Below are 12,450 nucleotides of genomic sequence, written 5' to 3'. Positions count from 1 at the left end.
GTACATTCACCTCACATAACGGGATAAGTTCAATAATATGCCTAACGCTGTCAACATCAAGGTCAGAGAGGAACCACCATAACTGATGAGTGGGAGTGTAATCCCCGTAACTGGCATAAGCCCAATCACAACGCCAATGTTGATAATGACCTGAACAGCCACCATACCCACAATACCTACGCCCAGAAGGCTGCCAAAAGCATCTGGTACCGTCATGGCTACACGCATCCCTCTCCATACCAGGACCAGGAACAGCAATAATACAATCATTCCACCAATGAAGCCAAGCTCTTCTGCCAAAATGGAAAAAATAAAATCCGTCTGTGGCTCGGGTACATAGCTGTATTTTTGCCGACTCATACCTAGCCCCAAGCCGGCAAGTCCTCCCGGGCCGATCGCATATAAAGATTGAATAATCTGATATCCGGCGCCAAGTGGATCAGACCACGGATCCAAAAAAGCCGTTATTCGCTGCAATCTGTAAGGAGCTGCCGCAATCAACGCGGCAAATCCCGCTACACCGCCTAGGGCAAGAAGCAAGAGATGCTTCATCCGTGCTCCTGCTGTGAAAATAATGAGCATTGATGCACCCAGCATTACTGTGCCTGTCCCCAAATCGGGCTGAAGCATAATAATACCAAAGGCCAAACCAATCAAACCGAGCGGCGGCAGAAGCCCCGTCGTAAACGTTTTGATTTTGCCGGGTTCCTTACTTAACCAATGAGCCAGAAACAGGATCATACCCAGTTTCATGAATTCCGAAGGTTGTATGCCGAATGAGCCAATGCCCAACCAGCTTCGTGCTCCTCCGCGAACAACTCCGATGCCAGGAATCAGCACCGCAATCAGCATTATAAAACAGGCAATCAGTATAGGCTTTGCATACTTTCTCCAGACCCGGTAGTCCACATTTGCCGTAACAAACATGGCAGCAAGTCCAAGTCCGGCGAACAGCAGCTGTCTTTTGACAAAGTAAAATGAATCACCATAGTCATGAAAAGCAAGCACCGAGCCCGCACTGTATACCATAATAATGCCGATGGAAAGCAATGCCAGAATACAAATTAGGAGCCAGAAATCCGGCGCCGGTCGCGTCTGTTTCATCAGGAGGCCACCCCTTGCATGGAAGTAGGGGCTTTTCCACCCCCCTACTTACAAGTTATGCGCCGCCTCTTTAAAAATGCGTCCCCGCTCTTCATAGGAAGGAAACATGTCCCAGCTTGCACATGCCGGTGATAACAAGACCACATCACCTGGAGCTGCAAACTGTGAAGCTTCCTGCACGGCAGCGGTTAACGTTTGGGCAGCGTCCTCCTCATTATCGACGACCTTAATTTGCTTTAATCCCGCCAGTTCCGCGACCTTGGCAATTTTCTCACGTGTCTCTCCAATAGCAACCACAGCTTTCACCCGCTCCTGGAATAATGGCAGCAATTCCATCATGTCTGAACCACGATCTAGTCCTCCGGCAATAAGCACGACCGGTTCCTTGAAGGAGTTCAGCGCCATTACGGTTGCTTTGGAGTTGGTCGCTTTGGAATTGTTGTAATAGCCCGCTCCATTATGTTCAAGTACATATTCAAGACGGTGTTCAACCCCCTTGAAGTCAGCCAGAGGCGCAGCAAGCACAGATGGATCGGCTCCAGCGGATACAGCAATAGCTACTGCTGCCAAGGCATTTCCCACATTAAATCGTCCTGGTATTCCGATGTCTTCCACATCAATAATGACATGATGGTTGCCCTGACCGTCTGCATAGATTACCTGGCGCTTCACATCATCCTCTTCCCCATCCACGTAAGGAGGATCAGCATATACCCCTGTTTCGAGCTTCTCTGTCAGCGAGAATGGGAGCAGTCTTGCTTTGATATATGGAACTAGTCCGCGGCATACCGGATCATCCCAGTTCAGGATAGCCACATCCTCCGGTTGTTGGTTGGAGAACAATTTGGCTTTGGAAGCTACATAATCATCCATGTCCCCATGATAATCCAAATGAGTCTCCGCCACGTTTAGCAAACTGGCAATACGCGGACGGAAATCGGATGTGCCTTTCAGTTGGAAACTGCTAAGCTCCACCACCATCCAGTTATCCGCAGAAGCCTGCTCTGCCGCCTCACACAATGGCGTTCCAATATTACCGGCAACGATTGGTTTCAAACCGGCAAGCTCCAACATGTTGCCTACCCACGTTGTTGTGGTTGTTTTCCCGTTAGAGCCCGTGATCCCGATCATAGGCGCAGCGCATAGATGGTAAGCTACCTCCACCTCAGTCACCACTTCTATGCCTAAGGCAAGTGCCTGTTGCACAGGAGGCGCCTGATAAGGAATGCCCGGATTTTTGACTACAAGCTTCACATCACTATGAATCAGGTCGTCTGGATGTCCACCGCATACAACAGAAATTCCCAAAGCCTCCAATTCGGATGCTTCGGGACACTGTTCTCTCTCTTTTTTATCATTAACTGTAACGATTGCGCCGGCACGGTCCAGTACTTTAGCGACCTGCACGCCGCTCTTGGCCAGTCCAAGCACGACCACTTGTTGTCCACGATATGATTCAGGATGATTCATTGTTTACAACCCCTTGTTGAGATAAAGTCCGAGAGCGGCCAAAATGGCGCCTACCGCCCAAAAAGTAATGACAACTCGCCATTCCGACCAGCCACTCAGTTCAAAGTGATGATGAATCGGGCTCATTTTGAATACGCGTTTGCCACGAGTTTTGAAAGATACTACTTGAATGATAACGGACAGGATTTCGATGACGAAAATACCGCCAATGATGACAAAAAGAAGTTCTGTCTTCGTCACAATGGCGACGGCACCAATCGCACCACCAATTCCGAGGGAGCCTGTATCTCCCATAAACACTTTGGCCGGGTGTGCGTTATATACCAGGAATCCAAGTACCGCACCAATCATCGCCGCCGCACATACTGCTGCTGGCATCGATGTTGCCTGCATCGCCACAATGGCAAATGCCCCAAATGCGATGGCGCTCACGCCAGACAGCAAGCCGTCCAGACCATCGGTAAAGTTAACTGCATTCGTGATGGCAAGCATCATGAATACCACAAACGGATAGTAGAACCATCCCGTCCAGTCGAAGGAGACTGATGTACCCGGAATCGATATGGCTGTACTGTGTCCATTCTGGATCAGTAAGTAGCACATCACTGCACTGAAAAACAACTGACCAATCATCTTTTGTCTAGCCGTCAGCCCTAGTGAACGTTTGAATACAATCTTGATGTAGTCATCCAGGAAACCGATCAGACCGAAGCCGAGTGTAGCCACCAGCAGGACGTAAAAGTCTGTATTTTTGACCGCTGAAAATTTCAAAAAGGCCAATGTGAACGCGAGTAAAATAACTACTCCGCCCATTGTAGGTGTTCCGCTTTTTTTCAGATGGCTCTGTGGCCCATCTTCCCGCACCTGCTGTCCGAACTTCATTCGACGCAGCAATGGAATCAAGAGCGGTGCAGCAATCACCGCCAAAATAAATGAAACACCGATTGTTAACAGTAATACCTGAAAATCCATGGGTTCACCCCTCTAGTCTACTCTATTCTGTAATGGAGCTATTTTTAGCGCTTCGACCACATCCTCCAGTTTCATGCCCCGGGAGGCCTTAAACAAGACAACATCTCTGGATTGGAGATTCTCCAGTAGATATCGGGTCAATTCTTCCTTGCTCTCAAAAGTGTGTACGGCTTCTGCTGGCATATTTTGTCTTGCTCCTTCTGCGATACTCGCAGATAAAGGGCCGTAAGCCAGCACCATATTCATTTTGTCGGGTGTAATGTATTCACCGATTCCCCGATGGAGCTCATGCTCCTGAGGCCCCAGTTCTAGCATATCACCGAGCACGGCGACTTTGATCCGATACCCCTTGAGGCCCTCCAGCACATCCACAGCGGCTTTCATGGAGGTTGGACTAGCGTTGTAAGCATCATTAAGCATGGTCAAACCACTGACGCCGTTAATAATCTCGATGCGCATGCCGGTTAATTTCAGACGTGACAGTCCTGCTACAATCTGTTCAGCAGCCACTCCAAAATGACGGGCAACCGCTAATGCAGCAATACAGTTGACCACATTATGTGTTCCCAATAATGGCAGTGTAAGAGCACTCTCTCCAGACTGCTTGGTGGTAAAAGCGACCCCACTCTGTACATTCATAATTCCAGTAGGATAATCATCGTTATCCGTCTGCAAGCCAAATGTATACCGCTGAAGTCCTTCAGGCAGCTTAGTCGCTGGCTCTGCCAGAACCTGCTCAATCAACGGTTCGTCGCCGTTATATATCAACAATCCACCTGGTTTCATTCCAGCAGCAATTTCAACTTTTGCCCGAGCAATCTCCAATCGAGATCCCAGTTGAAGTAGATGGGATTCTCCAATATTCGTGATGATTGCGACATCCGGCTGGGCAATTAAAGATAATTCTTCAATCTCCCCCCGGCCGCTCATGCCCATCTCCAGAATTACGATCTCAGTGTCCGGTTCCATGCTAAGTACGGTAAGTGGCAAACCAATATGGTTATTGAAGTTACCTTGGGTCTTATGCACTTTGAACGTTGTAGAGAGAATGGCATCCACAATGTCCTTTGTTGTTGTTTTTCCATTGCTGCCTGTAATGCCTACAACGGAGGCCTTGTTTTCTCTTAGATAGGAAGACGCAAGCTCCTGTAATGCAACCAGAGTATCCTCCACAATAATCACAGCACCTTGAGGTGCAACTCCGTGATCCTTTTGCCATAAAGCCCCGGCAGCGCCTTTCTCTACACAGGTTTGCACAAATTCGTGTCCGTCAAACCTTTCGCCAACAAGAGGGATAAAGAGACTGCTTTGAACCGGCTTACGCGAATCTGTAAATACACCTTCAACACCAACATCACCATAAGTAGCAACGTCAGTTAGTGTTCCTCCACACATCTCGGCCAATTGTGCCATTGTTCTTTTTATCAATTGGATTTGCCCCTTATCGCTTCTTTCGCTATGATCCGATCGTCAAAGTCCGTCTTGGTTGTGCCGATAATTTGATAGGTCTCATGGCCCTTGCCCGCAATCAATACTACATCGGCAGGGCTTGCCATTTCAATAGCCTCATGAATCGCCTGGCGCCGATCCACAATCATCGTATAACGGTCAGGTTGAATGGCATCTTCAATCAAGCCTTGTTCAATATCCTTGAGAATCAGATCGGGATCTTCTGTCCGCGGATTATCGGAAGTGACAAATACGATATCGCTATACTTCGCTGCAATTTTACCCATTAGAGGCCGCTTCGTACGATCTCGGTCACCACCACATCCAAATACACAGATCACACGGCCTTCAGCAAATTCTTTCACCGTCCGCAATACGTTCTCCAGGCCATCTGGCGTATGAGCATAGTCAACAATGACTGCAAACGACTGTCCTTCGTCAACAGCCTCAACACGTCCATCTACGCCCGGCACCGTCTCCAAACTACGTTTGATCTCCTCCAGCGGAATATCTTCAACCAGAGCAGCAGCGATGGCAGCCATTGCGTTGTACACATTAAATTTGCCTACCATGCGTAAACGAATATCGGTGCTGCCTCTGAATGTATCTACATGGAAAGAAGTCCCCTGCGAGGTAATTGAAATCTGGGATGCGCGAACATCCGCATTTTCCTCCATGCCGTATGTAATGACTTCAGCTGCAGTTACAGATATAAAATAGGCAGCAGCTGGATCATCTGCATTGATCACTGCAAATTTGCGCTTGGAAGCATCTGCGGTATATCCGTTACCCAACCGTGAAAAGAATAGTCCTTTGGCTCCGCGATATTCCTCCATGGAATGATGGTAATCCAGATGATCCTGCGTCAGATTGGTAAATACAGCCGTGCGGAATTCCGTCCCCTTCACCCGACCTTGCTCCAAAGCGTGGGAGGAAACTTCCATAACACAACAGTCCGTGCCAGCTTGAACCATATCATTCAGACTGCGCTGCAGATCAAGTGCTTCCGGTGTAGTGCCTGACATCGGGTACGTGCGCCCGTCATACCGCATTTGAATGGTCCCGATTAATCCTGTTTTTTGACCAAAGTCACTCATGATTTTTTCAATTAAATAGGTAGTCGTTGTTTTTCCGTTAGTTCCCGTTACACCAATCATATTCATCTTGAGGCTTGGCGAGTCAAAAAAGGAATCCGCCAGTACAGCCATAGCGAAACGGCTGTCTTTTACCAGCAACTGCGGAACAGGCAGATCCAGCTCTCGTTCCACAACCAGAGCAACAGCTCCAGCGTTTACAGCCTTCTCAGCATAGTCATGTCCATCAACTGTATGCCCTGGAAGACAGATAAACAGATCTCCCGGTTGTACCTGGCGAGAATCTGTCTGTAGGTTTTGACATTCTGTATTTGGTTCGCCTATGACACGGGCGGTTGTCAGCAATGATGAAAGTTGTTTTAAAAGCACATGAATAACCTCACTTTTTCCAAGTTTACTTCAATTTCAACAGTTCTCTGTAATCATTAATATCGTCAACACAGCCAATTAATGAAACGCAACTCAGTGCATTTTGTTGCGGTGGTGATCAAGAGCCCCATCAGGGCTCTTGTCCTTCCTCCTTGGTATGATCATGAATATCATTCAGAACATCACCCATATAGATCCGTATAGTAGAACCCTGATCAACCCGCGCTCCTGGCTTTGGAGCCTGGTTAATGACATATTTCCCACTGCCGGATTTAGCCAGCATAAAGTTCATATTCAGATCCTCATACAGGTCTTCGACCGTAGCTCCTGTCAGATCGGGAACCGTCACGATTTTCGTTTCTCCATACTTGTATTCTTTGGCTACCTGATCCTTCCGAACCGGAACATTCATATAATGCAGCGCATCCTCTAGAATGTTCTGTACGATCGGTGCAGCAACCACGCCGCCGAACTGAATTCCTTTCGGGTTATCCACCGCAGTATACACAACAATCTGCGGATCATCCGCCGGAGCAAAACCGATAAAGGATACAATATGCTCGGTAGAGGAATAACGTCCATTGATTACCTTCTGGGCTGTACCCGTTTTGCCGCCAACCCGGTATCCATCAATAAACGCCGGGCGTCCCGTACCCTTGGCAACGACACTCTCCAGTGCTTCACGTACTTGCTTGGACGTATCTTCGGAGATGACTTGTCGAACCAGTTCCGGCTTGGCCTCTTCCATCACTTCACCCGTTTCCGGATGAACCCAAGCCTTTGTAACATATGGCTTGTATAGTTTACCACCATTAATAGCTGCTGACACAGCTGCTACCTGCTGAATCGGCGTAACGGATACCCCTTGACCAAAAGCAGTGGTCGCAAGCTCCACAGGTCCAACCCGTGACAGTTTAAACAAAATCCCGCTGGCCTCACCACTCAGATCAATGCCTGTTTTGGTGCCGAATCCAAAGTCTTTAATATAGGAGAATAATGATTCTTTGCCCAGTCTCTGACCTAGTGCAACAAATCCAGGGTTGCAGGAATTCTCCACAACTTGCAGGAAGGTCTGGCTTCCATGACCGCCCTTTTTCCAGCAACGCAGGCGAGCGCCTCCAACTTCAACAAATCCGGGATCATAGAACTGATCCTGCGTCAGATTTACTTTTTTCTCTTCAAGTGCTGCTGCAAGCGTAATGATTTTGAACGTTGAACCTGGTTCATACGTCATCCAGATCGGTAAATTCCGGTTGTATACATCGGCCGGATATTGCTGATAATCAGCTGGTTCATATCCGGGTCTACTGGCCATGCCAAGGATTTCACCCGTCTTAGGGTTCATTGCAATGGCAAGCGCCGAGTTGGCCTGGAATTTGACCATAGCCTGATCCAGCTCGCGTTCCATGATGGACTGAATCGATTTATCAATAGTCAGCTTGAGGTTCAGACCATCCTTCGGTTCCACATACTTCTCAGATGAGCCCGGCATTAGCCTTCCGGCCGCATCGGACAAGTAGGACACACTGCCATTCAAACCGTTCAGTTTATCATCATACTTTTTCTCTACACCCGTTAAGCCCTGATTATCAATGCCTGTAAAACCAAGAATATGGGCCGCCAGATCATCATAAGGATAAAAGCGTTTATTATCCTCAGCAACAACGATACCCGGAAGCTTCAAATCACGGATGTGCTGAGCCTTCTCCATCGTAATTTTGCGGCCACCGGGTTGTAGTCGTACAATTAGTTCTCTTTTCTTGATGGTTGCCAGCACTTTCTCTTCGGTCATCCCCAGCAAAGGAGCCAGTTCTCTTGCTGTTGTCTCCGCTTCCTTCACCTGGGCAGGAATCGCCATAATGGTTGGTGTGGTTATATTGTAGGCGAGAGAGGTTCCATTTCGATCCAGGATCTCTCCCCGTTTGGCTGAATAAGGAATATTCCGCCGCCAGGACTCTTCCGCTTTCGCAGATAGTTCCGGCCCTTTCCCTAACTGTACATAAGCAAGCCTAATCACCAAGGCTGAGAATAAGAGAACTAAAATCACTAAACTCCATAACAACCTGCGCCGCAGATTTACGCTTGACCCCTTCACGAAAAGATCCCCCCACTCGTCCCAAAATCATGATTGTGTTCAATTCATGAATATTCAGGACAACCGGGGGTTAGAACAAGCTGTCTGTGATCTCTATGGAAGCGAAGCCCCATCCGATGTGTTATCAGATGATTTTGTCTCATTTGAAGGTGGATTTGTAGTATCGGTTTTGCCTGTTTCTTCGGTGTTCGCCGTTCCATCAGTTGCTCCCTGATTGTTAGTCTCGTCCCCTAATGCTGGATCAGAAGACTCGGGAGCTTCATCTGCTATACCGGTAACTGCCGCTTTGGCCGTCTGCAGCACAAGCTCAACCGTTCTCTGTTCGCCTGCCACCTGCTCCGTTTGCTTCACCACATATCCTTCACCTTTAACGGTCACACCCACTTTCATGAGGGAGAGCACTTCAAGTGCATCTCGTAGTGATTCGCCGGTCAGATCAGGGATCTTCATTTTGCTGCTTTCTTCGGTCAACAGGTAGATTCGTTGGCCAGGATTCATGGCTGCACCTGCCACAGGATACTGGCGAATGACATTTTCACCTTGACCAAGCGTCTCATAGGCAATTCCGGCGTTCAATAGTTGGCTTCTAGCCTGTTTGGCTGTCTTACCTGACAGATCAGGAGCTTTAGCTTGAACGACCGGCGTTGTTTTTGACTTTTTGTCAGTGGTCTTTACTGTATCTTTGGGAACTCCCATGTACTGAAGAGTCTGGCTCACAATCTTCTTGAATACGGGAGCAGCTGCAGTACCTCCGCCAATATTGGAACCATCTGGCTGGTCAATTACAATCAACATCGCGATTTTGGGATTATTAACGGGTGCAAATCCGATAAACGAAACGACGTCTTTGGATTTACTGTATTCCCCGTTCACTACTTTTCTAGCAGTACCCGTTTTACCTGCAACTCGGTATCCTTCGATATAAGCATTGCGCCCTGTACCAATCGTTTGGTCAGCTACAACCTGTTCCAGATAACCGCTCACCAGCTTGGAGGACTCCTTGGAAATCACCTGACGAACAACCTTCGGCTTGATTACTTCTGATGTACCGTCATTCGGGTTAATAATTTCCTTCACCAGATGCGGTTCCATAAGTTTGCCGCCGTTGGCAATGGCCGAAATGGCTGCTACCTGCTGGATTGGTGTTACCTGTACAAGACCATGACCATATGCTGCTGTGGCAATTTCCGATTTATAAACCAGCGGCTTGATTGGTGAAGCCGATTCACTCGGCAGATCAATGCCCGTCTTTTTACCAAAACCGAATTGGTCTATGTAATGACGCAAACGTTCACCGCCAAGCATGTTATAACCCAGATTAACAAACGCAATGTTACTTGAACGTTTGACACCTTCCAAGTAGGAAATCCGTCCATAGGCGTGACCGTTATCACTGATTGGGTAGCCACCAATATAGACTCGCTTGGATTCAAACGTAGCATTCGGATCAAACAGCTTCTCTTCAACTGCGCCCGCCAGAGTAACAATTTTAAAAGTAGATCCTGGTTCATAGATGGATTGTATCGCATGGTTGATAAAATTTTTCTGATCCGGCGTTTCCGCATACGTATTAGGATTAAAGGTCGGCCAATTGGCCATTCCTAAGATTTCCATGGTGTTAGGATCTGCTGCAATGACAGTCATGCTCAGTGGATTGTACTGGGCAACAGCTTCTTTCATTGCATCTTCGATGTAATACTGAATTGTATCATCAATCGTCAGCTTTAAGTTGCTTCCATTCTGCGGTGGAAGGTAGTTGTCCTGGGAATCAGGCAGCTTGTACCCTTTGGCATCATTTTGGTAGTTCAGATAACCATCTATACCTGTAAGCTGTTCATCATAGGAGACTTCAAGTCCATTAACAGCCTTCCCATCACGGCTCATGTATCCCAGCAAATGAGAGGCGAGCGTTTCTTCCGGATAATATCGCTTCGACTCTTGTGTCATGACAATCGCATTTTGACCCTTGTAGTCATCTTTCAGTTCTTTGCGAAATTCTTCTACTTTGGTAGCCAAATCAGGGTTAATTTTATACCCTTCACTTCGCACTTCACGTTGTTGAAAGAATGTCCCATCTTGCTTTTTCGCTGTTACAAGTGCGCGCATTTCACTCTCGCTTTTACCCAACAAGCTAGATAATTTGTTAGTGACCACATCTTCAATCCCAAGTTGATTAATTATCTTTGGGTTAACGGACACCGTGTATGCAGGCGCATCCGTCGCCAAAATGTTACCATTGCGGTCTGTGATTGTCCCGCGACTCGCCTTGATGGTTTGTTCGCGTTCAACCAATCCAGCTGCTCTTTCCTGCCAAATACCGCCATTAACAACCTGAATAAAAAAGATTCGGGTTATTAATACAAGAAAAAAGAGGGTAATACATCCCCCTATAAGCAGCGTGCGCATCTTTATTCTTTTTACCATCGGTACACCTCTTTTGCTTCAGCACTTTGTAAGGATTGATACAAAATGTTCTACTTATTTGCTGTATCCGAGGACGATTCAGTACCTGTCGAGTTCGTTGTACTTGTTGAGCGAGGTACAAAAATGACATCCTTGCCGGAAGCCTCAACGTAACCAAGCTTGCGAGCATTCTCGATGACCAAATTGTTTAGTTTTTCTTTTTCCACTTGCAAATCTGCAATCGTTCTCTCTGCTTCTCTCACGTCAGACAACGTTGTCTGTGCCTGCTTATTCAGATCATAGATGTGAGCGTAACGCGACATCATAACACCACCCACAAGAATGACTGCAACTAGAGTAATCAGATACAAAAATTTCTCGCGTGCCGGAAGACCGGTACGACGGGTCACCACTTTGGTGGTTTCCTTGTACCGCTGCTGGGTCACACGTTCTTGGGACGCTTTTTCTTTCACTGCCAGATTACCACGTGTATATGCCATACTCCGACTCTCTCCTCCGCTCTTGATTTACAGTTTCTCGGCTACGCGCAGCTTCGCTGAACGAGCACGGGAGTTTTCGGCCAGTTCCGTTTCCGTTGGAATCAGCGGCTTTCTGTTCACTAAACGCATGGCACCCTTACCGCCGCAAACACACAACGGGAAATCGGGAGGGCATGTACATTTCTCCAGATAACTGCTAAAAATCTGTTTGCAAATTCGGTCCTCAAGTGAGTGAAAAGTAATAACAGATACACGTCCGCCTGGTGCCAAGCACCGAACGGCCTGATGTAACGCTTCTTCGAACGCGCCCAGCTCATCATTAACGGCAATTCGCAATGCCTGAAAACTGCGTTTTGCAGGATGTCCTCCGGTACGACGAGCCGCCGCCGGAATACCTTCCTTGATTAATTCCACCAGTTCGCCAGTAGTCTCAATTGTGGACTGCTTCCTTTTTTCAACAATGACACGAGCAATTCGTCTTGAGAATTTCTCTTCACCATAGCGATACAGAATGCGGGCAATCTCCTCTTCCGGCCATTCGTTAACAATCTCTTTGGCGGTAAGGGATGCGTCCTGATCCATACGCATATCCAACGGAGCATCGTGATTGTAGCTAAATCCACGTTCTCCTTCGTCGAATTGCGGCGATGATACTCCCAAATCGTACAAAATACCATCGACCTGTGGCACGCCATCTTTCATCGGTACATCCAGTTCTTTCAGTACCTGTTCGAGATCACGGAAATTGGTTTTGACCAATGTAATCCGATCTCCATATGGAGCCAATTTTTCACGCGCGTTATCCAAAGCCCAATCATCCTGATCCAGTGCGATCAGACGCCCCCCTGGACCGAGCTTGGATGCAATCACGGAGCTATGTCCGCCACCGCCTAAAGTGCAGTCCACGTATATACCGTCCTGCTTGATGTTTAAACCCTCTGTTGCCTCTTCTTTGAGTACGGTTATGTGGTGAAACAACCTGCACCCCTCCTGA

Annotated in this window: 9 protein-coding genes; all 9 read right to left on the bottom strand. The window is 47.7% G+C overall.

The annotated features are described in order from the left end of the window. Positions 1 to 6: 6 nt before the first annotated feature. Positions 7 to 1,104: a stage V sporulation protein E gene (gene spoVE, locus MHB84_RS21970; protein WP_076288128.1), complete on the bottom strand. Its 1,098-nt coding sequence runs from the start codon at positions 1,102 to 1,104 to the stop codon at positions 7 to 9. Positions 1,105 to 1,152: 48 nt separating this feature from the next. Further along, entirely contained in the window at positions 1,153 to 2,574 is a 1,422-nt protein-coding gene (murD, locus tag MHB84_RS21965; protein WP_076288127.1) for a UDP-N-acetylmuramoyl-L-alanine--D-glutamate ligase, read from the bottom strand. Positions 2,575 to 2,577: 3 nt separating this feature from the next. Next, positions 2,578 to 3,546 carry a phospho-N-acetylmuramoyl-pentapeptide-transferase gene (gene mraY, locus MHB84_RS21960; RefSeq protein WP_063566988.1) on the bottom strand — a complete coding sequence of 323 codons (969 nt, stop codon included), beginning with the start codon at positions 3,544 to 3,546 and terminating at the stop codon, positions 2,578 to 2,580. A gap of 12 nt (positions 3,547 to 3,558) precedes the next feature. Further along, on the bottom strand, positions 3,559 to 4,971 hold the full coding sequence (locus MHB84_RS21955; RefSeq protein WP_076288298.1) for a UDP-N-acetylmuramoyl-tripeptide--D-alanyl-D-alanine ligase: 1,413 nt from the start codon (positions 4,969 to 4,971) through the stop codon (positions 3,559 to 3,561). Beyond that, positions 4,971 to 6,458 (bottom strand): UDP-N-acetylmuramoyl-L-alanyl-D-glutamate--2,6-diaminopimelate ligase, encoded by a 1,488-nt coding sequence (locus tag MHB84_RS21950; RefSeq protein ID WP_076288126.1) that lies wholly within the window; start codon positions 6,456 to 6,458, stop codon positions 4,971 to 4,973. Before MHB84_RS21950 ends, MHB84_RS21955 begins: the two co-directional genes overlap by 1 nt. 130 nt (positions 6,459 to 6,588) lie before the next feature. Next, positions 6,589 to 8,553 carry a stage V sporulation protein D gene (locus MHB84_RS21945; RefSeq protein WP_076288125.1) on the bottom strand — a complete coding sequence of 655 codons (1,965 nt, stop codon included), beginning with the start codon at positions 8,551 to 8,553 and terminating at the stop codon, positions 6,589 to 6,591. A gap of 93 nt (positions 8,554 to 8,646) precedes the next feature. After that, the gene (locus MHB84_RS21940; RefSeq protein WP_076288124.1) at positions 8,647 to 10,977 is read right to left on the bottom strand and encodes a penicillin-binding transpeptidase domain-containing protein; all 2,331 of its coding nucleotides are present in this window, start codon (positions 10,975 to 10,977) and stop codon (positions 8,647 to 8,649) included. A gap of 50 nt (positions 10,978 to 11,027) precedes the next feature. After that, positions 11,028 to 11,456, bottom strand: coding sequence for a hypothetical protein (locus tag MHB84_RS21935; RefSeq protein ID WP_076288123.1), 429 nt, complete (start codon positions 11,454 to 11,456; stop codon positions 11,028 to 11,030). 27 nt (positions 11,457 to 11,483) lie between these two features. Beyond that, entirely contained in the window at positions 11,484 to 12,434 is a 951-nt protein-coding gene (rsmH, locus tag MHB84_RS21930) for a 16S rRNA (cytosine(1402)-N(4))-methyltransferase RsmH (RefSeq protein ID WP_076288122.1), read from the bottom strand. Positions 12,435 to 12,450: the final 16 nt, after the last annotated feature.

The sequence above is a fragment of the Paenibacillus sp. FSL F4-0087 genome (assembly GCF_038020215.1).
Classification (GTDB): Bacteria; Bacillota; Bacilli; order Paenibacillales; family Paenibacillaceae; genus Paenibacillus; species Paenibacillus taichungensis.
Note: the sequence above shows the minus strand (reverse complement) of the source record. Positions and strands in the feature narration are given on the sequence as shown.

Bases quoted from the DNA above. Each gene is read 5' to 3' on its own strand.
- spoVE (WP_076288128.1), bottom strand. From the start codon at position 1,104: ATGAAACAGACGCGACCGGCGCCGGATTTCTGGCTCCTAATTTGTATT.
- murD (WP_076288127.1), bottom strand. From the start codon at position 2,574: ATGAATCATCCTGAATCATATCGTGGACAACAAGTGGTCGTGCTTGGA.
- mraY (WP_063566988.1), bottom strand. From the start codon at position 3,546: ATGGATTTTCAGGTATTACTGTTAACAATCGGTGTTTCATTTATTTTG.
- MHB84_RS21940 (WP_076288124.1), bottom strand. From the start codon at position 10,977: ATGGTAAAAAGAATAAAGATGCGCACGCTGCTTATAGGGGGATGTATT.
- MHB84_RS21935 (WP_076288123.1), bottom strand. From the start codon at position 11,456: ATGGCATATACACGTGGTAATCTGGCAGTGAAAGAAAAAGCGTCCCAA.